26 protein-coding genes are annotated in these 19,349 nt (G+C 63.8%); 5 read left to right on the top strand and 21 right to left on the bottom strand.

The window, feature by feature from the left end; all coding sequences use genetic code 11:
• Window positions 1-62: 62 nt before the first annotated feature.
• Both ACZ5YV_RS00430 and ACZ5YV_RS00425 read left to right on the top strand, forming a co-directional pair.
• A complete protein-coding gene (locus ACZ5YV_RS00430; RefSeq protein WP_464788098.1) occupies window positions 63-734 on the top strand; it encodes a TetR/AcrR family transcriptional regulator in 672 nt (223 codons plus the stop codon).
• A gap of 52 nt (window positions 735-786) precedes the next feature.
• Entirely contained in the window at window positions 787-1,410 is a 624-nt protein-coding gene (locus tag ACZ5YV_RS00425; protein WP_464788097.1) for a response regulator transcription factor, read from the top strand.
• 13 nt (window positions 1,411-1,423) lie between these two features.
• Here ACZ5YV_RS00425 and ACZ5YV_RS00420 read toward each other — a convergent pair whose 3' ends face one another.
• From ACZ5YV_RS00420 to argH, 5 genes are read right to left on the bottom strand one after another with little or no spacing between them, the layout of a single operon-like run.
• Window positions 1,424-2,380: a zinc transporter ZntB gene (locus tag ACZ5YV_RS00420; protein WP_464788096.1), complete on the bottom strand. Its 957-nt coding sequence runs from the start codon at window positions 2,378-2,380 to the stop codon at window positions 1,424-1,426.
• The gene (locus ACZ5YV_RS00415) at window positions 2,377-3,135 is read right to left on the bottom strand and encodes a precorrin-2 dehydrogenase/sirohydrochlorin ferrochelatase family protein (protein ID WP_464788095.1); all 759 of its coding nucleotides are present in this window, start codon (window positions 3,133-3,135) and stop codon (window positions 2,377-2,379) included. The genes ACZ5YV_RS00420 and ACZ5YV_RS00415 overlap by 4 nt, the downstream gene beginning before the upstream one ends.
• On the bottom strand, window positions 3,135-4,400 hold the full coding sequence (gene lysA / locus ACZ5YV_RS00410) for a diaminopimelate decarboxylase (RefSeq protein WP_464788094.1): 1,266 nt from the start codon (window positions 4,398-4,400) through the stop codon (window positions 3,135-3,137). The genes ACZ5YV_RS00415 and lysA overlap by 1 nt, the downstream gene beginning before the upstream one ends.
• A 25-nt stretch (window positions 4,401-4,425) precedes the next feature.
• Complete coding sequence (locus ACZ5YV_RS00405) at window positions 4,426-4,686, bottom strand: hypothetical protein (RefSeq protein ID WP_464788093.1); 261 nt, start codon at window positions 4,684-4,686, stop codon at window positions 4,426-4,428.
• Window positions 4,683-6,050 (bottom strand): argininosuccinate lyase, encoded by a 1,368-nt coding sequence (argH, locus tag ACZ5YV_RS00400; RefSeq protein WP_464788092.1) that lies wholly within the window; start codon window positions 6,048-6,050, stop codon window positions 4,683-4,685. Before argH ends, ACZ5YV_RS00405 begins: the two co-directional genes overlap by 4 nt.
• Window positions 6,051-6,108: 58 nt before the next feature.
• Between argH and ACZ5YV_RS00395 the strand changes: the two genes are divergently transcribed.
• Window positions 6,109-6,717: a TlpA family protein disulfide reductase gene (locus tag ACZ5YV_RS00395; protein ID WP_464788091.1), complete on the top strand. Its 609-nt coding sequence runs from the start codon at window positions 6,109-6,111 to the stop codon at window positions 6,715-6,717.
• Between the two features lie 35 nt (window positions 6,718-6,752).
• On the opposite strand, the gene ACZ5YV_RS00390 is transcribed toward ACZ5YV_RS00395, so the two are convergent.
• The 7 genes from ACZ5YV_RS00390 to ACZ5YV_RS00360 form a co-directional block, all read right to left on the bottom strand.
• Window positions 6,753-6,926 (bottom strand): Trm112 family protein, encoded by a 174-nt coding sequence (locus ACZ5YV_RS00390; protein WP_464778892.1) that lies wholly within the window; start codon window positions 6,924-6,926, stop codon window positions 6,753-6,755.
• Complete coding sequence (locus tag ACZ5YV_RS00385; RefSeq protein ID WP_464789238.1) at window positions 6,923-7,534, bottom strand: LON peptidase substrate-binding domain-containing protein; 612 nt, start codon at window positions 7,532-7,534, stop codon at window positions 6,923-6,925. The genes ACZ5YV_RS00390 and ACZ5YV_RS00385 overlap by 4 nt, the downstream gene beginning before the upstream one ends.
• An 11-nt stretch (window positions 7,535-7,545) precedes the next feature.
• Window positions 7,546-8,457 (bottom strand): tetratricopeptide repeat protein, encoded by a 912-nt coding sequence (locus ACZ5YV_RS00380; protein ID WP_464788090.1) that lies wholly within the window; start codon window positions 8,455-8,457, stop codon window positions 7,546-7,548.
• Window positions 8,458-8,539: 82 nt separating this feature from the next.
• Complete coding sequence (locus ACZ5YV_RS00375; protein WP_464788089.1) at window positions 8,540-9,382, bottom strand: MipA/OmpV family protein; 843 nt, start codon at window positions 9,380-9,382, stop codon at window positions 8,540-8,542.
• Between the two features lie 72 nt (window positions 9,383-9,454).
• On the bottom strand, window positions 9,455-9,892 hold the full coding sequence (locus ACZ5YV_RS00370; protein WP_464788088.1) for a DUF2141 domain-containing protein: 438 nt from the start codon (window positions 9,890-9,892) through the stop codon (window positions 9,455-9,457).
• Complete coding sequence (locus ACZ5YV_RS00365) at window positions 9,889-10,617, bottom strand: sterol desaturase family protein (protein ID WP_464789237.1); 729 nt, start codon at window positions 10,615-10,617, stop codon at window positions 9,889-9,891. The genes ACZ5YV_RS00370 and ACZ5YV_RS00365 overlap by 4 nt, the downstream gene beginning before the upstream one ends.
• 53 nt (window positions 10,618-10,670) lie before the next feature.
• The gene (locus tag ACZ5YV_RS00360) at window positions 10,671-11,561 is read right to left on the bottom strand and encodes a prephenate dehydratase (protein WP_464788087.1); all 891 of its coding nucleotides are present in this window, start codon (window positions 11,559-11,561) and stop codon (window positions 10,671-10,673) included.
• Between the two features lie 187 nt (window positions 11,562-11,748).
• Between ACZ5YV_RS00360 and ACZ5YV_RS00355 the strand changes: the two genes are divergently transcribed.
• Complete coding sequence (locus ACZ5YV_RS00355) at window positions 11,749-12,408, top strand: c-type cytochrome (protein ID WP_464788086.1); 660 nt, start codon at window positions 11,749-11,751, stop codon at window positions 12,406-12,408.
• A gap of 102 nt (window positions 12,409-12,510) precedes the next feature.
• Here the strand turns inward: ACZ5YV_RS00355 and ACZ5YV_RS00350 are convergent, their stop codons facing one another.
• The 4 genes from ACZ5YV_RS00350 to ACZ5YV_RS00335 form a co-directional block, all read right to left on the bottom strand.
• Window positions 12,511-12,852 carry an ArsC/Spx/MgsR family protein gene (locus ACZ5YV_RS00350; RefSeq protein ID WP_464788085.1) on the bottom strand — a complete coding sequence of 114 codons (342 nt, stop codon included), beginning with the start codon at window positions 12,850-12,852 and terminating at the stop codon, window positions 12,511-12,513.
• Window positions 12,853-12,886: 34 nt separating this feature from the next.
• Complete coding sequence (locus tag ACZ5YV_RS00345) at window positions 12,887-13,582, bottom strand: aquaporin (RefSeq protein WP_464788084.1); 696 nt, start codon at window positions 13,580-13,582, stop codon at window positions 12,887-12,889.
• On the bottom strand, window positions 13,579-13,947 hold the full coding sequence (locus tag ACZ5YV_RS00340) for an ArsR/SmtB family transcription factor (RefSeq protein ID WP_464788083.1): 369 nt from the start codon (window positions 13,945-13,947) through the stop codon (window positions 13,579-13,581). The genes ACZ5YV_RS00345 and ACZ5YV_RS00340 overlap by 4 nt, the downstream gene beginning before the upstream one ends.
• Before the next feature lie 158 nt (window positions 13,948-14,105).
• Window positions 14,106-15,422: a hemolysin family protein gene (locus tag ACZ5YV_RS00335; protein WP_464788082.1), complete on the bottom strand. Its 1,317-nt coding sequence runs from the start codon at window positions 15,420-15,422 to the stop codon at window positions 14,106-14,108.
• 153 nt (window positions 15,423-15,575) lie between these two features.
• Between ACZ5YV_RS00335 and ACZ5YV_RS00330 the strand changes: the two genes are divergently transcribed.
• Window positions 15,576-16,256 carry a YiaD family glycine zipper/OmpA-like lipoprotein gene (locus ACZ5YV_RS00330; RefSeq protein WP_464788081.1) on the top strand — a complete coding sequence of 227 codons (681 nt, stop codon included), beginning with the start codon at window positions 15,576-15,578 and terminating at the stop codon, window positions 16,254-16,256.
• Window positions 16,257-16,499: 243 nt separating this feature from the next.
• On the opposite strand, the gene ACZ5YV_RS00325 is transcribed toward ACZ5YV_RS00330, so the two are convergent.
• Genes ACZ5YV_RS00325 through ACZ5YV_RS00305 form a run of 5 tightly spaced genes read right to left on the bottom strand, consistent with a single transcriptional unit; the run spans window position 16,500 to window position 19,261 of the window.
• Window positions 16,500-17,117: a MarC family protein gene (locus ACZ5YV_RS00325; protein ID WP_464788080.1), complete on the bottom strand. Its 618-nt coding sequence runs from the start codon at window positions 17,115-17,117 to the stop codon at window positions 16,500-16,502.
• On the bottom strand, window positions 17,114-17,764 hold the full coding sequence (locus ACZ5YV_RS00320) for a Cif family virulence factor (protein ID WP_464788079.1): 651 nt from the start codon (window positions 17,762-17,764) through the stop codon (window positions 17,114-17,116). The genes ACZ5YV_RS00325 and ACZ5YV_RS00320 overlap by 4 nt, the downstream gene beginning before the upstream one ends.
• On the bottom strand, window positions 17,761-18,654 hold the full coding sequence (gene folD / locus ACZ5YV_RS00315; RefSeq protein WP_464788078.1) for a bifunctional methylenetetrahydrofolate dehydrogenase/methenyltetrahydrofolate cyclohydrolase FolD: 894 nt from the start codon (window positions 18,652-18,654) through the stop codon (window positions 17,761-17,763). Before folD ends, ACZ5YV_RS00320 begins: the two co-directional genes overlap by 4 nt.
• Window positions 18,651-18,974, bottom strand: coding sequence for a DUF167 domain-containing protein (locus ACZ5YV_RS00310; protein WP_464788077.1), 324 nt, complete (start codon window positions 18,972-18,974; stop codon window positions 18,651-18,653). The genes folD and ACZ5YV_RS00310 overlap by 4 nt, the downstream gene beginning before the upstream one ends.
• Window positions 18,971-19,261, bottom strand: a complete 291-nt coding sequence (locus ACZ5YV_RS00305) for a YggT family protein (protein WP_196225267.1) — start codon at window positions 19,259-19,261, stop codon at window positions 18,971-18,973. Before ACZ5YV_RS00305 ends, ACZ5YV_RS00310 begins: the two co-directional genes overlap by 4 nt.
• Window positions 19,262-19,349: the final 88 nt, after the last annotated feature.

The following is a 19,349-nucleotide window of genomic DNA, read 5'->3' as shown; positions in this document are numbered from 1 at the left end:
CCGCCTTTGCGCCTGCCGCACGGGCTTGTCAACAATATTATCGTACTCTATGGTACACATTTATGACCACCCCGACAGACATTACTACCCTATCCCGTCGTGAAGCGAACAGGCGCGATCGCCGTGACGCGATCGTCGCGGTCGCCCGGCGCTCGTTTTTGGAAAATGGCTATGCTGCCACCACCATGTCCTCCATCGCCGCCGAACTGGGTGGGTCAAAGGGCACCCTGTGGAGCTACTTCCCCGGCAAGGAGGAACTGTTCGCCGCCGTCCTGCGAGGCGCGACCGAAACCTATCATGCCAGCCTTGCCCAGCTTCTGGACACGGGTGACGAGCTTGAGCAAACGCTCCTTCGCTTCGGTCATGATCTGCTGCGCAAGATGACATCGCCTGACGCGATCGCGTTGCATCGGCTGGTGGCCGCGGAGTCGAGCCGCTTTCCCAAAATGGGTGCGATCTTCTTGGAGCTTGCGCCCTTATATACCCGCAACCTGCTCGCCCGCTTCCTGGAGACGGCGATGGAGAAGGGGCAATTGCGGCGCGCCGATGCTCAACTGGCGGCGCGGACGCTGGTCGTGCTCACTTTGTCAGGCTGTCATCAGCAGATGATATGGGGCAACAGGCAGGGTCCCACGACCGAGCAGGTGGACGCGGACGTCGCCTTCGCGGTCGATTGCTTCCTGCGCGCCTATGCGCCTGAAGCGGAGGCACCGTCACAGGCAAGATCGCATTAACCATTTATTTGCGCACTTATCCTAGATCAAGGCGTGTGAGGAGACGCACGCCATGCAGTTTTTCAAATCCGCTGCGAGGACGCTCAATACCGACAGCGACAAGGCGCAGAGCGCTCGCCCGCTCCGTCGCCGCAGGCTTTTGCTGATCGAGGAAGACGACACGGCCCGAGCCGTGATCGCGCGCCGCCTTTCCCATCTCCATTATGACGTGGTGCTGGCCGAAAATGGCTTCGTGGCGCTGAACCGCCTTCTCTCCCGGTCGGTGGACATCATCCTGATCGACATGGGACTGGCGATCCTGCCGGGCATAGCCACCCTAAAGAAAATCCGCGCCGCTGGCCTTGCCGGTCAGGCAAGTTTCGTGATGATCGCGGGCAAGCAGGATAACGCCAGCGTCGTGGAGGCTTTGGAAGCAGGCGCGGACGATTATGTGACCAAGCCGTTCGACTTCGATGTGCTGGACGCACGGCTCCGCCATTTGTGCCAGCGCGCCGATGAGTTGAACGCCCTCACCCGGCATAATGCCGAACTCGACGCCCGTATTGCGCGACGCGCGGTGGAACTGGGCGAGACGCGCGACGCGCTTGAGGAAATGCAGATCGATAGGGCGCGGCTGGTCTCATCGATCCAGGCGTTGAATGATGAAATCGCCCGGCTGAACGCTGTCCGCCCCTGAAACAATCAGGGTTTCAGCGCTTCAACCAGCGAGTCGCGGTGAACCAGCCGCCAATCCCGATCGCCATGGCGACGCAGACCCCTACAACGCCCCAAAAGGCCCAAGCTTCATGGGCAAAGGGAATGCCGTTGACGTTCATGCCGAGCAGTCCGGTCAGGAAGGTGAGCGGCAGGAAAACCAGCGCCACGACCGATATGATCAACGCCTGCCGGTTCATCTGTTCCGCGCGCAGGTCCGTCAGTTCTTCATGCGCCAGCGCCGATCGCTCGCGCACCGCCTCCAGTTCTTCCGCCATGCGGGCGCAGCGATCCGCCGCTTCCTGCAAATGCAGCCGGTCATCGGGGTGAAGCCAGGGCGCATCCGCAGCCGACAATCTTTCGAGCGCCTGCCGCTGCGGTGAGATGAAGCGGCGATAGCTGATCGCCGACGCACGAATTTCGGACACCTGCCGCCGCACCTCCGCCGCGCCATTGTCGCTTAAGCTGCTTTCGATCTCGTCCAGATCGTCGCCAAGCTGCGCGACTTCCGGATCAAGCGCTTCGGTGATTTCCTGCGCAAAAGCGGCGATAAGGTCGCCCGGGTCGCGAATATCTCCGGCCAGCATCTGCTTCACCACCGGCTCCATCGCCGCGAGCGGGCGGTAGCTGACGGTGATCACGCGCGCATGTTCGGCCCACAGACGGATCGACACCAGCGGATCGCCGCCCGCGTCCTCATCCGCCCCCAAACCGCGCAGGTTGATGAGCGCGCCATGCGCCATCACCGTGCAACGCGGCCGGGTTTCCTGCGCCAACAGCGCCGACAGCGCCGCCTGCGGCATATGGTCGCAGCGCGAGACGATGCTCTGCGCATCCTCCCGCCAGCCGTCGGCATGAATCCAGCTGAAAGGCGCATGGTCGGCCTGCGCGCAAAAATCATCGAGCGAGATTTCGCGGGCATGGCCGCCTTCATTGACGAACACCCGGCTCATTGCGGCATCTCCAGCCAGAGCGAGAGCCCCTCCCCCGGTGTTTCCGGCGGCGCGGTTGCGGGGATGCGCGCGGCGTCGGCGCGGGCACGGTCGAGGATCGCCGCTGGCACATCGGGCCTATGATAGATGCGATCGGCCTCCCCTAGCAGGCGCGCCGTGCGGAGCGTCAGGTCATCGGGATCGCCCGACAGCAGGCGCAGCGCGACAAGTCGGGAGGGTTCGGCATCGCCCTGCTCCGCCAGCCAGCGGGGCACCTCGTCAGCGGCATCCTCGCGCAGCGGGTCGATCAGGCCGCCAGCCGACAGCCCGGCATCGATCGCTCGGCGGCGGGCGCTGGCATCGGGCCAGCGTGCGCGGATGGCGGCGCGGGCGGCGTGCAACGCGGTAGCGAGCGCGCCCAGCTTTTCCGGCAATATTGCCTCGATCCGCTGGCGCAGCGCCTTCGCCAGCCCCGCCGACGCACCGCCCGTGCCAATGGCGATCAGCACGGGATCGCGATCGATGATGGCAGGCAGGGTGAAATCACAAAGCTCCGGCCGGTCGGTCGCATTCACCAGCACCCCCCGTGCCTTCAGCCGCGCAACCGTCGCATCATCGCCATCGGCAACGATCGCGATGGCCGCGTCCTCAGCCTCCCCGACGACGCGCGCGCCCGCACGTTCCAGCAACCGCCGCTTGGCATCCGCAGCCTCGCCGCTTCCCATCAGGATAACCGGCCTGCCCTTCAACACCAGGAAGACGGGCAGGCTTTGCATCAGCCCTGCACCCAGTCGGGGATCTTGTCCGCCTCGATCAGCGCCTCGATCGGCGGGCGGGCGCGGACGACGGCCCATTTGTCGCCGGACACCAGCACTTCAGGCGTCAGCGGACGGCTGTTGTAAGTGCCCGCCATGGTCGCGCCATAAGCGCCCGCCGTCATAAAGGCGACCAGATCGCCCGCCTGCACCACGTCCATGTCACGGTGCATGGCAAAAGTGTCGCCCGTCTCGCAGACCGGCCCTACCACATTGGCGGTCTCCCGCGCGCCCGAAGGGTCAACGGCGCGAATATCATGCCAGGCATCGTAGAGGCTGGGCCGCATCAGGTCGTTCATGGCAGCATCGACAATAACGAACGGCGCCTGCGCGCCCTGCTTGACGCGGACCACCCGCGACAGCAGCGCGCCCGCATTGCCGACGATGACCCGGCCCGGCTCGAACATCAGGCGCACATTCCAGCCCTGCGTCACCCGCGTCACCATCTCGCCATAGACAGCTGGCAGCGGCGGGATCGGGAGCGACGGGTCGTAAGGGACGCCAAGCCCGCCGCCAAGATCGGCGGTGCGGATGGCATGCCCAGCAGCGCGTAGCTGCTCGATCAGCGCGCCGACCTTCGTGAAGGCGGCTTCAAGCGGGGCAAGGTCGGTCAGCTGGCTGCCGATATGGACGGCGACGCCCTGCACATCCAATCCCGGCAGATCACGCGCGGCGGCATAGCTTTCCAGCGCTCGATCATAGGGAATGCCGAACTTGTTTTCCGACTTACCGGTCGAAATCTTGGCGTGCGTCCCCGCATCCACATCGGGGTTGATGCGATAGGCGACGGGCGCTTGTCTGCCCATGGACACTGCAACTTCGGACAGCATCTCGGCTTCCGGCTCGCTCTCCAGATTGAACTGGAAAATGCCGTGTTCCAGCGCCAGTCGCATCTCTTCGGCGGTCTTGCCGACGCCGGAAAAAACGATGCGATTCGCCGGGATGCCCGCCGCGATCGCGCGCAGCAACTCGCCACCCGAAACCACGTCAGCGCCCAGCCCCAGCTTCGCCAGCGTCGCCAGCACCGCGCCATTGGGGTTGGCCTTCACCGCAAAGGCGATCAGCGGATCGTCCAGCCGCGACAGGGCATCGCGAAACACGGTGACGTGGCGCGTCAACGTCGCGGTCGAATAGATATAGACCGGCGTCCCGACCGCCTGCGCGATGTCCGCCATCGGCACCTGCTCCACATGCATGGCGCCGTTCACATAGTCGAAATGGTCCAAGGCTTGTCTGTCCTAGCGAAGCGTATCAGGGCTGATTTTCAGGCGGCAGGTCGAACGTGTCATCCTTACGCTCTTCCGATTGCGTCAGGATATCGACACTGCGTTCCGGCCGCGACTGCATGGATGGGGTCATGAGCTGCTGCGCGGTGGGGGCAGCCGCCGCGCCCACCGGCACGGCAGGCATTTTCTGCCCTTCAATGGGCTTCAAAGGCTGACGCCCGCCACAGGCGGCGAGCCCAAGCATCAGTAGCGCAAAGGCGACTTTCCGGCTGATGGCGATCCTCATGCCTGTTCCTTCCGCGCCTCAGCGATACGCGCGCGCACCTGATCGGGCGCGGTGCCGCCATGGCTTTTGCGGCTGGCGACCGACGCATCGACCGTCAGCACCGCATAGATGCGCTCATCGATGCGGGCGTCAATGGCTTTCAGCGTCTCGATCGGCAGGTCGGCGAGCGGCGCGCCCGCGCTCTCCGCCGCCGCAACGGCGCGGCCGGTAATGTGATGCGCCTCGCGGAACGGGACATTGGCTTCGCGCACCAGCCAGTCGGCCAAGTCCGTCGCAGTAGCAAAGCCGCTTTCGGCAAGGCTGCGCATGCGATCCGTACGGAACGTCACCGTCTCGATCATTCCCGTCATCGCCGCGATCGACAGGCCCAGCAGATCATGCGCCTCGAACACCGGCGGCTTGTCGTCTTGCATGTCCTTCGAATAGGCGAGCGGCAGGCCCTTCATCGTGACGCACAGCGCCGTCATGCAGCCCATGATCCGCCCGGCATGGCCGCGCACCAGTTCGGCGGCGTCGGGGTTGCGCTTCTGCGGCATGATCGAGCTGCCGGTCGAATAGGCATCGGGCAGCTTCACGAAGCCGAAGGGCTGGCTCGCCCAGATGATGAACTCTTCCGCCAGCCGCGACAGGTGCAGTGCTACTTGCGTCGCCGCCATCAGATAATCGAGCGCGAAGTCGCGGTCGCTGACGCTGTCGAGGCTGTTGTCGGTCGGCTTGGCAAAGCCCAGCGCCGCCGCCGTCGCATGGCGATCGATCGGGAAACCCGTCCCGGCCAGCGCCGCCGCGCCCAGCGGGCATTCGTTCAGCCGCTCGCGCGCATCGGCAAAGCGGCTGCGGTCGCGGCGGATCATCTCAAAATAAGCCATCAGATGATGGCCCAGCGTCACCGGTTGCGCGGACTGAAGATGCGTGAAGCCCGGCATGACCACATCGGCATTCTCCTCCGCGCGTGCCAGCAGCGCCTGCTGCAACGCGTCCAGGCCCGCCGCCACCTCATCGATGGCATCGCGCACCCACAGGCGGAAGTCCGTCGCCACCTGGTCATTGCGCGACCGCGCCGTGTGCAGCCGCCCCGCCGCCGGGCCGATCAGTTCGGCGAGCCGCGACTCGGTCACCATGTGAATATCTTCAAGGTCCAGGTTCACCGGCACGCCGTTCGCTTCATACTCGGCGGCGATGCGGTTCAGCCCCTCGGTGATTGCCTGCGCGTCCTCGCCTTCGACGATGCCCTGTTTGGCCAGCATCGCGACATGCGCCTTGGACCCGGCGATGTCCTGCTTCCACAATCGCTTGTCGAACGGGATGGAGGCATTTATCTCGCGCATGACCGAAGCCGGACCAGCTGCGAAGCGTCCGCCCCACATGCTGTTGGAGCCGTCTCCCGTGCGACTTTCCCCGTCCCGATCAACTTTGCCCTGCGTAATGACACTGCTCCTGCTGGCTGGCCTCGGCGCGTGCGATAGGCAATCGCCGGGCGCGGGGCAAGATCAAGCCAATAGCAGCGCGCCAGTCCCCCCGACAAGCGGCGAGGCGCCAAGAGAGGGGGGGGCTGCCCCGCAAAGCGGCAAGGGCGCGTTCAGCTTCACACTCGACCGTTCAAAGGCCGGCACCCCCGCCCCCGATTTCGCCTTCGCCGGGCCGGATGGTAAGGACGCCACCTTGCAGGATTTCGCGGGCAAGCCGTTGCTGGTGAACCTGTGGGCGACATGGTGCGCGCCCTGCATCGCGGAAATGCCGACGCTCGATGCCGTGGCCAAGGCTTACGGTGGCAAGGGTCTGGCCGTGCTGACCATCTCCCAGGACAGCCAAGGCGAAAGCGTGGTGAAGCCCTTCTTCGCCAAACATACCCTGCCGCACCTAAAAAGCTTCATCGATCCGGAAAATCAGTTCGGCTTCCACTATGCGACCGGCATGCTGCCCACCACCGTGCTGTACGACCGGCAGGGCAAGGAGATATTGCGCGTGATCGGCGCGATGGACTGGAACAGCAAGGAAGGCCGGGATCTGATCGCGGCGGCGTTGGAGTCGTAGTGTCATCCTCCCCACGCCGAGCATGGGGAGGAATTCTAACCGAGAGAACGCGCCTCGCGCACCACCATCACCGGCACCCCATCCCGCACCGGAAAAGCCAATCCCGCCGCATCTGACACCAGCTCGCTTCTCTCGGCATCCCACCGCAACGGCGTCCGCGTCACCGGGCACACCAGCTTCGCCAGCAGATAAGGGTCGGGCGAAATCATTGCATCGTCCCCCCGCCATCACGCTCCATCCGGCCGACGATCTGCATCAACTGAATGATCCGGTCGCACCGCTCGCTTAGGCTGTCCGCCTCCAGCAAGGTCTGCTTGGCGGCCGGATCAAACGGCGCAATCTGGGCTATGCCGTTCACCAGCGACGTGTCGTCGAGCCGCGACACGGCGGTCCAGTCCACGACATAGCCCAACGCTTCGGCAAAGCGCCGCGATTCCTGTTCCAGCGCCGCCCGTTCGACGGCGTGAAGCACCTCATCCTCCGGCGCCTGCTCGACATCGGCCTCGATCTGGCGAAAGGCGGTGGTAACGTCGAGCTCGCGGATCACCCGGAAACGCGCCAGCCCCTCCAGGATGATGTTGAAACGGCCGTCGTCCAGCACTTCGAACTCGCTTATGCGGCCGAGGCATCCGACATCGTACAGGGCGGGCCTGGCCCCCTCCCCGCGCGGCTGGATCATGCCGATGCGCCGATCCCGCGCCATGGCGTCATGGATCAGCGCCCGGTAACGCGGCTCGAATATGTGCAGCGGCATGTCCATGCCCGGCAGCAACAGCGCCCCGGACAACGGAAAGATGGAGACGCGCGCGCGGTTCACCGGCCGCGCCGTCAGGAAAAGAGGATCTGCGACAATTTCCGCCGCTGCCCTGCGACCCATGGGTCTTCAAGGCCGGTGGCCTCGAACAGCTTAAGCAGTTGCGCCTTTGCCGCGCCTTCATTCCATTCACGGTCGCGGCGGACAATCTCCAGCAGTTCCTCGGCCGCCCGGTCCCGCTCGCCATTGGCCATCAGGCCGCCCGCCAGTTCGAAACGCGCGTCATGATCATCGGGATTGGCGGCGACCTTCGCCTCGACCCCGGACAGGTCGGCAACGGGCTTGGCGTCCCGCGCCAGAGCAAGGGCTGCGCGGGCGCGGTCGATCGCCTGATCCTTGGCGACATCGGCAGGCAGCGCGGCGAGTACAGCCTCCGCCTCGTCCAGTCGACCAAGCGCCACCAGCGCGCGGGCATGGCCGGAAGCGACATCCGCATTGTCCGGCACCATCTGGCCAACCTGCTCGAACACCGAAAACGCCCGGTCGGGCTCCCCACCCGCCAGCATTTCCTCGCCCATTTCAATGAGCGGGGCGATTTCCTCCAACTGTGTCTTCTCATCCGATTCGATCGGCAATTGCGCCAGCAACTGGTCGAGATATTGCTTCAACTGCCCCTCGGTGCGTGCCTGGCTGAGGTCGGCGACCGGCTGGCCTTGGAACACGGCATAGACGGTCGGGATCGACTGGACACGAAACTGGGCGGCGATGAACTTATCTTCATCGACATTGATCTTCACCAGCTTCACGCCCTTGGACGCATAATCGGCGCAAACCTTTTCGATGACCGGCGTCAACTGCTTGCACGGCCCGCACCATTCCGCCCAGAAATCGACGATGACAAGGCTGGTGCGCGACGGGTCCACCACGTCACGGCGGAACGCCTCCACCGCTGCCTTATCGGTGTCGCTCATTCCTAGGGTCGCCACTGCCGTATTCTCCTGCCTTGTTGCGCTTGGGTGCCGCGTCCATACAGCGCCTTATGTGGGGCGTCACCCTATCCGCACAAGATCAGAAGGTATAGCCGACCCCGACCGCACCGATCCATTGGTTCTTCGACCCTGCGATGCTGACGATGGGCGAGTCCGCGTAGTCGCCCAGCATCCGCGAATAGCCGCCCAGCGCGAACAAGGCCCAGCCTTTACGAATATCGCCAGACAATGACAGGCCGCCGGTCAGGTTGACGCCGATCTTCTTGAAGCCCGAACCATCGCCCGCGCGCGAATATTCCGGCAGGCCGGACGCCAGCGCCCCGGCGGCATCGACATCATAATAATAGCGGCCATATTTCTTGCCCACATAGTCGGCCGACACGCCCAGGCCCACGAAGCTGCGCGTCGAAAGCGGCGTGAAATATTCGATCGCTGGGGTCACGATAAAGCTTTCATGCGCGCCCGCGACATCCTTCGTCACGGCCACGCGCACCGACAGATTGTCGTAGGCGCTGGTAAAAACGCCGGTCTTGCCGATGCCGACGAAGCCGCCAAGCTCCACCGCCTTATCGCGTTCGCCAAGCGCGCGCACCGCGGCATCCTTGATATTCTTGCGGCTCGACCGATCGAACCGAACGCCCGCCACCGGCCCCAGCTGAAGATCGACGTCCTGCCCACGATTGGGAATGACATCGAAATAAAGGCTCGGCCCGCGCGTCCAGAAGGCGAAATCGCTCACCTTGCCGCGCAGCTGCGGGACAGGGATCACCCGATAGTCGTCCGACCCTTCATAGCTGGGAATGACGGCGGCGCCGATGCCGACGGTCAGCGCATTGCTGTCCTCCGACTGGGCAAAAGCCGTGTCAGCGGCACCCAGCGCAATAAAGGCAAGGCCCGCGAATAATATCTGTCGATGGTTCATAAATCCCCTGTTCCATCTATATGCTCAGCTTTCAGAATGTTTCGCTGCCATTACAGTTCCGGGCGAATGCAATCAGAGGAAATATTTGACCTTTATATCCTGACGCATCGCCGACCCCGTCACGGTAAATTGCGCCGAGCGAAAACTGGGCGCGCCAAACCGGATGGCGGGGTTCCGGGAAAACCCTACGCCCTCGCGCGGGATACCGGCGAACGTATCGAGCTTCCCATTGCCATTTTCATCATGGATGATCGCGACGCCATAGGTGCCGGGCGCCAGATCGCCCAAGGAAATCGCCCCCGATGTAGCGGCGACAACCAGATGACGCTTCTCCGGATCATGGCTGCAATCGGGAAAATAGGCGGGCGACCGGGCGACGCAGACAAGCAGGTTGCCCTTGAGCGATCGCAGGCCTTCAACCCCGATGCTGATCGGCTGCGGCTGGCCCACCGGCGCGGCGCCGGGCAGGATCAACATGGCCCCGGCCGCGAGCAGCAATTTTTCCTTCATCCGTGCGCCTTCCTGAAATCGCCCAGTCCCCTATCGGTCCCGCACAGCCGGTCCCAGACCCGAAAATAGAGCCCATAATTGCAATTATATTGTTCATGATGCCGCTGATGATGGCTAGCGGTGATCAGCCAGCGGCCCGCCGGTCCCTGCACCAACCAGCGCGGAAACATCTCCCACCCCATATGGTTGGACACGCCCATCACGGTCATGATCGCCAGCACGCAGCCCAGCGCGGCGACATGGATGGGGATCAGGAACACCAGCGCCGGAATGACGATGGCGCCGCTCAACGCCTCCCATGGATGAAAGCTCATCGCCGCCCAGGCCGTGGGAGGTCGGCTCGCATGATGCACGGCATGGGCGGCGCGGAACAGGCGCGGCCGGTGCATCCAGCGATGCGTCCAGTAAAACCAGCTGTCATGCGCCGCGAGGTATAGCAGCACCGATACCGGCAGATACCAGAGCGGATAGACGGCGGCATCGGTATAGATGCGCGTCCACCCTTGCGCCTGCCACCCCCACGCGACCACGCCCGCTGGAATGCCGTAGATCAATGCCGACGCCAGCGACCACGCGATCTCCCGACGAATCTGCGGGTCCAGCCCGGCATAGAGTCTCGGCTGCCGGACACGCGTCGCCAGCGCAAAGCCGCCGCTGGTGAGCAGGTAGCGCACCGCCACGATCGCGCTCATGGCAAGAGCGGAAAGAAGGATCGCGGCCAGCATGGGATCGACTATAGGCAGCAGCGCCCGGCCCGTCACCCCATCAGGTCCCCCCATCACCTCCGTGGCCGCGCCTGACGATAGCTGCCCAGCATGCGCACCCACTTGCTGTGGAATTCCAGTTCGGCGAGCGCGCGATCCACGGCGGGGTCGCCCGGCATCCCCTCGATGTCGCAGAAAAACTCCGTCGCGGCGAAGCTGGCGCCCCGCTGATAGCTTTCCAGCTTCGTCATGTTAACGCCGTTCGTGGCAAAGCCCCCCATCGCCTTGTAGAGGGCGGCGGGGACATTCTTCACCTCGAACAGGAATGTCGTCATCACCGGACCATCATCGGGCTCCGGCATGGTTGGCTCACGCGACAGCACGAGGAAGCGCGTCATATTGTCGTCGCTATCCTCGATATTCTCCGCCACCATCTTGAGGCCATAGAGCTCGGCCGCCAGATAGGGCGCAACGGCGCCCTCCCCCGGCTTGCGCGATTCCGCGACCAGCGCCGCAGCCCCCGCCGTATCCGCATAGGTCACCGGCTGGATACCCCGCTCGCGCAGATAATGGCGGCATTGCCCCAATGCCTGCGGATGGCTGATCGCGCTTTTGACCGGGCTATCGTCGATGGCCATCAGGCAGTGGCGGATGCGCAGGAAATATTCGTCAACGATGTGCAGCCCCGATTCGGGCAGCAGGAAATGCATGTCGGCGACCCGGCCATGCAGGCTGTTTTCGATCGGAATGATTGCCCGCGCCGCCAAACCATTACGCACCGCATCGATCGCATCTTCAAAGGCAAAGCAGGGCAACGGCACCCAATCGGGCGCGTAGCCAATCGCAGCAAGGTGCGAATTGGCGCCCGGCGCACCCTGATAAGCGATGGCGCGCGACGGGTCCGCTGCGGCCTTTTCGGCGAGTTCCGCGACCAGCGCGCGGGCGGGGGCAGGATAGTTTTCCATGGATGAAGCGCGCTTAGGCACTCCTCCGCGCGCGCGCAAGCGTATCGGAATCCCCGACTGACACCGGCGAAGGCGCAACAGCTTCCAACCATGCTTGCACGTTCGCTCTTGCCTCATTATGGCAGCGCGCTAGAGGGGGCGCGGAAACCAAGCCGCCAGAACAGAAATTCAAGGGAATCCAAGCGAAATGAGTGATCGTTTCAACACCATTGCAGGCTGGGCGTTGTTTGCGGGGATCATTGCGCTGGGTGGCGGTATCGTCAGCTCCAAATATTTCCATGACGAACGGCCCGAAAAGATGGGCTACGCGATCGAAGGCGTGGAAGCCGAGGGCGCAGGCGCTGCTGCTGCCGGTCCGGGCCTGAACACGCTTCTCGCCAGCGCGGATGTCGCCGCCGGTGAAAAGGTCTTCGCCAAGTGCGCCGCATGCCACACCGTCAACCAGGGCGGCGCCAACGGCATCGGCCCCAATCTTTTCGCAACCGTTGGCGAAGGCATCGGCCAGGGCAAGGGCGGCTTCGCCTTCTCCGACGCGCTCAAGAAGAAGGGCGGCAACTGGACCTTCGAAAATCTCGATCACTGGCTGACCAGCCCACGTGAATTCGCGCCCGGCACCAAGATGACCTTCGCGGGCCTCGGCAATCCGGCCGACCGCGCCAATCTGATCGCATGGCTCAATACGCAGGGCTCCAACCTGCCCCTGCCTGCCGCCGACGCCGCACCGGCCGAAGCGAGCGCAACGCCGGGCGAAGCCGCCGCCAACGCCACGAACGCCGCCGAAAGCGTCGCGGGCAAGGCCCCGGCCAATGCCGCTCCGGCGACCGGACCCGCCGCTGCTGACAAATAACATCGGAGGGGGCAGCCCCTCCTGTTGAACCTGACGGGCGCGGCAGTGAATGCCGCGCCCGTTTGCGTTTGGGAAGCAGGCCTTTGTGAAACTCGGGTCGTCTCAGGGCTTTACCACTTCACCATCTTCCTTGGTAAATCGATCGGGCTGGCGGTCCAATAGGGTCAATACGACCTCTGACGGACGACACAATTTTGTGCCCAGGGGGGAGACCACAATAGGGCGGTTCACAAGGATGGGATGCTCAACCATCGCCGCCAGGATTTGATCATCCGTGGCATCCGCACCCATCAAGCCGAGTGCTGCGGCAGGCGTGCCCTTTTCTCGCAACAGATCACGCGGCGACGCGCGCATATCGGCAATCAGGCGCTCCAGTAGGGAACGGGTCCAGCCGATGTCGCGATACGCAATGACCACGGGACGATAGCCCGCCGCCTGGATCATCGCGAGCGCGTTACGCGAAGTGCCGCAATCGGGATTATGATATATCGTAATGGGAAAGGCGCCAGGCACGATAGGGGTCCTCCTGTAAAAGCCAGCCGAACACCATCAGCGCGACTATGGCGCCCGCACTTTGGCCGCCGATGAACAAGGGGATCGATGATGGCGCAATCCCCGCGAAGCTGTTGGTAAGGCCGCGAGCCACGGTCACGGCAGGATTGGCGAAGGATGTGGACGCCGTGAACCAGTAAGCGGCGGTGATGTAGAGCCCTACCGCCGTCGGCGTGAACTCGGGTCGGGACCGCTGTGTCGTCAATATCGTCCCGATCAGGCCGAAGGTGGCGACGGCCTCCGCAAAGCCCTGCCCCCAGCCGTCGCGCAATTTGGTCGAGATTTGCAACACTGGCTCGGCAAACATCGCGTGCGCGGTCCATACACCAAAAACAGCGCCGCAAATCTGTGCGACCACATATTGCAAAGCCTTTTGAGGGGTAACCTCCCCCCGCAGCAGGAAAATAAGCGTTACCGCCGGATTGAAATGTGCGCCTGACAGCGGCGCGAACATATGGATCAGGACGACGAGCCCCGCCCCGGTCGCCACCGTGTTCGCCAACAATGCAATCGCATCGTTACCGGCGGCAAGTCGCTGTCCCATGATGCCCGACCCGACGACGACGGCCAACAGCATGGCCGTGCCCAAGGCTTCAGCGGCAATGTTGCGGATGACTGTCATTGAGGCGAACAGCAATTTGCGGTGTCCACCATGGCGGCCAAAGGCGCGCAGATTTCCGGACGTCCTGCGCAGCAATCGGAAACGAGGAACTTCAAAAGATCACCCATCCCCTCATAATCGGCGGAGTAAATCACCGATCGCCCCTCGCGTCGGGACTGGATCAGGCCAGCGTGCCCCAGGATGGTGAGATGCGTGGAAAGCGTGCTTGGCAATGCGCCCACTTCGCGCGCTATTTCTCCGGCCGGGACACCCAAGCCCCCTGCACGAACAAGCAAGCGGAAAACGGCCAGCCTGTGATTATGTGCCAGCGCCGACAATGCCTCAACGGCGTCCGGCAACGACATCTGCTGATTTTCACCTGCCACGGACGGCGACCTTCCGATTCGATTATTCGATAAAATCCGAAATATCGAATTATGTCGCCTAAGCCAATGGATGCGTGCGCCTATCGGAACAAGCATCCTTATGACCGGCCTTGGTCACAAGCCGACCCCGGTCTCCCGCAATGTCGCCGGAGGCCCTTTTAACGCTCCGCCACCAAAAGCTTGTCGATCTTGCGCCCATCCATGTCGACGATCTCAAATCGCCACCCCTGATCGTCGATGAAATCACCGACCTCGGGCAAGCGCTTGAGCAACCACAGGGCATGGCCTGCGACCGTGGCATAATCACGGTCCTCGGGCAGGTCGATGCCGATCCGATCCGCGAGCAGGTCAACCGGCATCTGGCCCGACACCAGAAGGCTGCCGTCCTCCCGTTCGACAAGGTCAGGTTCATCATGCACGTCGCGATCGGACGCGAAATGCCCCGCGATGGCGGACAACAGGTCGGCAGGCGTCGCTATGCCTTCGAAATGGCCATATTCGTCATGCACCATCACCATGGGCACATCAGCGCGACGCAGCACTTCCAGCGCGTCCATCGCATCGACCTGATCCGGAACCACTTCCACACGGCGCATCAATGACTCAAGGTTCAGCCGCTCTCCCCGGAACAGCGCGGTCATGATGTCGCGCGCCTGCACGACGCCGATAATATCCTCGACCGTCCCACGGCCCACCGGCAGACGCGTATGCGGCGTTTCCAGCAACCTCGCCCGGATGGTTTCATCATCCGCGCCGATGTCGATCCAGTCCACATCCATGCGCGGCGTCATGACTTCGCGCACCGGCCGGTCGGCCAGCCGCACGACGCCCGAAATGATCGCGCGCTCGCTTTCCTCGATCACGCCCGACCGGCTCGCCTCCGCGACGATCAGATGCAATTCCTCGGCCGTCACATGATGTTCCGATTCCCGCGTCATGCGCAGCAGGCGGAAAATGAGCGCGCTCGACCCGTCCAGCACCCACACGACCGGCGCGGTGATCTTGGCGAGCCACAGCATCGGCGTCGCCATCAGGACCGCAATGGGTTCAGGCGAGCGCAGCGCAAATTGCTTGGGCACCAGTTCCCCGATGATCAGCGAGGCATAGGTGGTCAGGCCGATGACCAGCGCAAAACCCAGACTGTCGGCGCTATTGGGCGACAATCCGAGTTGCTGTAGCCGCTCGCCGACGGGTCCGCCAAGGCTCGCGCCGGAATAGGCGCCCGCGATGATGCCGATCAGGGTGATGCCGATCTGGACCGTGGAAAGAAACTTGCCGGGATCGCTCGCCAGCATCAGAGCCGTGTGCGCGCCGCGACGTCCCGCCTTCTCCATCGCCTGCAATCGGGGACGCCGAGCCGACACGATCGCCAGTTCCGACATGGCAAAAACGCCATTCAAAGCGACCAGCGCCAGAATGATGACGAGGTCTGCCCAGGGGAAGGGCGTCGGAGCGTGCGGGGGGATCGTGGCCATGGTGGTCAGCTACGCCCTATAGCCCTGTTCCTTACAATTTCACAACCGTCCCATCACCTGCGGTTCAGTTCGCCTGTGGAACAAAAGGCGGGCTTTGACGATTGGGGCCTGCATCCGCACTTTCGGGTGCAAGATATAAAGGGAACTGAATCTATGCGGATTTCTCATCGCATCATGGGTACGGCAGGTCTGGCCGCCATGCTCGCCACCGCCGCCTGCACGACCGATCCCAACACCGGGCAGCGTCAGATTTCCAAGGCCGCGATCGGCGGCATCGGCGGCGCGCTGGGCGGCTATCTGCTCGGCGACCTGGTCGGGGGCAAGCGTGACCGCACCGAAAAGATCCTGGGCGCGGGCATCGGCGCGGTGGCGGGCGCAGGCATCGGCGCCTATATGGACGCGCAGGAACGCAAGCTGCGCGAGGAAACGGCTGGCAGCGGCGTCGACGTGATCCGCGACGGCGACAATCTGGTGCTGCGCATGCCGTCGGGCATCACCTTCACCACCGACAGCGCCGCCGTGCAGCCGCAGTTCCGCCCGACCCTGGACGAAGTATCGTCGGTGCTGGCGCAATATCCCAAAACCTATATCGACGTGTACGGCCACACCGACAGCGACGGCGCGGACGCCTATAACCAGACCCTGTCCGAACGCCGCGCCCAGTCGGTGGCTGACTATCTGACCAGCCACGGCGTCCAGTCGGCCCGCATCGCAACGCGCGGCTTTGGCGAAACGCAGCCCATCGCGTCCAATGCGACGGCAGAAGGCAAGGCCAGCAACCGCCGCGTCGAAATCAAGATCGCGCCGGTCACGGAAAGCGACGTTCGGGCTTAACCTGTACCATGACCAAAAAGCCGGGACGCGCCTCAAGCGCGCCCGGCTTCTTTTTTAGCGGGCATTCGGGGCGTCTTGTCGAAACGATCCTAAAGCATGATCATATGTGAGTGATCGTCACCCCGGACTTGATCCGGGTCCCGCTTCTTTTCTGACGCTGCCGAGGCAGCGGGACCCCGGGTCAAGCCCGGGGCGACACAAGGGAGCCTAGATGCGGATGCTTCCGCGTACGACTATCGCGCTCTAAAAACTCGCCTTCAACCCATCGATCACGAACTGCGCGGCCAGTGCCGCCAGCAGCACCCCCAGCAAGCGGGTAATCACTGCCTCGATCTTGCTGCCCAGCCGCGCCATGATCGGCCCCGCCGCCAGCAACGCCCCCAGCATCAGCACCAGGGTCGCCAGAACCGCGCCGATGACGACCAGTCGCTCGCTGATACCATCTGCCTGCGACATCAACAGCATCACCGTGGCGATCGACCCCGGTCCCGCGATCATCGGCATCGCCATCGGGAATACCGACACATCCTCGACCTCGGGCGTCTCGGCGATCTTGTGCGCGCGGTCCTCGCGCCGCTGGGTGCGCTTTTCGAAGACCATGTCCATGGCGATGATGAACAGCATGATCCCGCCCGCGATCCGGAAGCTGTCTAGCGCGATGCCCAGCACGCCCAGCAGCTGTTTCCCCCACAGCGCGAAGATGAACAGGATCACCGCCGCGATGCCAACGGCACGGATCGCCATCGCCCGGCGCTGCGCATGGCTCGCCCCGGTGGTCAGGCTGGCATAGATAGGCGCGCAACCGGGCGGATCGATGACCACGAACAGCGTGACAAAGGCGGAGATGAACAGCTCGATCATGCCCCCGGCGCCGCCACCCTGTCGTCGATCACAAGGTCATAGCCTGCCCCGTTCCACACGCGCACCATGACATGGCGGCCCCCATCAGGAACAACCTCCGCATTCCACAACAAGCTTTCATCGGCAGGCGGCACCGCTGCTTTCGCCTTGGCTACCACCACCTCAGGCGCTTTGCCCCGCTTGCAGGTGGCGACCTTCCCCACCAGAAACTCCGACGCAGGGCGCGGCGCGGCAAGCGTATCGCCATGATCCAGCACCCATTCCCACGCGCCCCGCTTGTCCCGCCGCCAGATCGTCGTGAAATAGCCGACCGTTCCATCCGGCCGCTGCCAATTGCCCGTACTCGCCGCCAGATTGCCGTCGCAAGACACATATATGGTGGACGGCGTCCAGCTCACCGGCTTGGGCGGATCGGCGCGGCCCTTCAACCATTGTTTCGCCAACACCCGCTGCGGCACGAACATCACCGCATCATCGGCAGCGGTCGCGCGAAAGGCGGTCCACTGCCCCTTGTCCCGCGCCAGGCGGTTAAAGGCGATTTCGGCGGCGAAGACGGAACTGGGATCAGGCTGATGCCGCATAGGCGGCCGCGCCGCGACCAGCCCGACAAGGCAAGCCGCGATCAGGACGGCCCGCCTTGCCGTCACAGCCCCTCCGGCTTTGCCAGCCCCGCACGCGCATGAGCCGCCACCAGCGTATTACGCAGCAGCACCGCGATCGTCATCGGCCCCACCCCGCCAGGCACCGGGGTAATCGCCCGCACATGCGCCAGCGCTTCCGCCGTGGCGACGTCGCCGACGATCCGGCTCTTGCCATCTTCCGTGTCGGTGACGCGGTTGATGCCGACGTCGATAACGGTGGCGCCCGGCTTGATCCATTCGCCCTTCACCATCTCGGCACGGCCCACCGCCGCCACCACGATGTCAGCACGATGCACGACCGAAGCCAGGTCCCGCGTGCGGCTGTGCGCGATCGTGACAGTGCAATTCTCGGCCAGAAGCAATTGCGCCATCGGCTTGCCCACGATGTTGGACCGGCCCACGACCACCGCCTCCATGCCTGACAGGTCGCCCAACTCATCCTTCAGCAGCATGATACAGCCCAGCGGCGTGCAGGGCACCAGCGCCTCCTGCCCCGTCGCCAGCCGCCCGCTATTGACGACATGGAATCCGTCCACATCCTTGGCCGGGTCGATCGTGCCGATCACCCCCGCCTCGTCAATATGGCCGGGTAGCGGCAACTGGACGAGAATGCCGTCCACCCGGTCATCGGCGTTCAATTCCTCGACCAGTTCGAGCAACGCATCCTCGCCAATGCTGGCGGGCAGTTTGAACTCCAGGCTTTCCATGCCCGCCTCGACCGTCATCTTGCCCTTGTTCCGGACGTAGACGGAACTGGCCGGGTCTTCGCCCACCAGCACGACGGCGAGACCCGGCTTGCGCCCGGTATGTTCGACAAAGGCGGCGACGCCGTCCGCCACTTTCGCGCGCAGCGTGGCGGCGAAGGCTTTTCCGTCGATGATCTTGCCGATGGTCATGCTGCCTCAACCCGTTCCTTGATGATGGCGGACAGGCGCGCCAGCGCGTCGACACCGCCCTTGATACGAAGCCGCTTTAGCCGGTTGCTGTCACCGGATTCCAGCGAAATCGCGCTCCTTGGCCAGTCCAGTCCCTTGGCGAGCAGCGCAATGAGCGCCACGTTCGCCCTGCCCTTTTCCGCGACGGCGCGGACTCGCGCGCCCAGCCATTGCGCGCCCTTCTCGTCGGTCCAGCACCCGCCGATATCTTCACGCGCCGCGCCCGGCGTCAACCGGACGGAAAGCAGCAGGTCCTTCCCGTCCTGCCGCCAGACGCTCACACCAGCCCGAAGAGCGGCGGCAATATGGCCTGTCGGATGATCAGTATGGCGAGCAGCACGACCATCGGCGACAGGTCGAGCGCGCCAAGGTCAGGCATCACCCGTCGGATCGGATTGTAGATCGGCGCCGTCATCCGGTCGAGCGCCACGATGATCGTGCGCACAATATCACTGGACGTGTTGATGACATTGAAGGCGATCAACCAGCTCATGATCGCCTGGATGATAATGATCCACCACAGCACATCGAGCAGGATGACAATGATCTGATAGAGCGCGTAGGCCATGCGGTCTCCAAATTGACTGCCGCTGCTCTAGCCGAGCACGGGAGGCCGCGACAAGGGTTCCCGAGTTCTTCTGCCTTCTCACCGTCAT

The sequence above is a fragment of the Sphingobium sp. TomTYG46 genome, from assembly GCF_055396345.1.
Note: the sequence above shows the minus strand (reverse complement) of the source record. Positions and strands in the feature narration are given on the sequence as shown.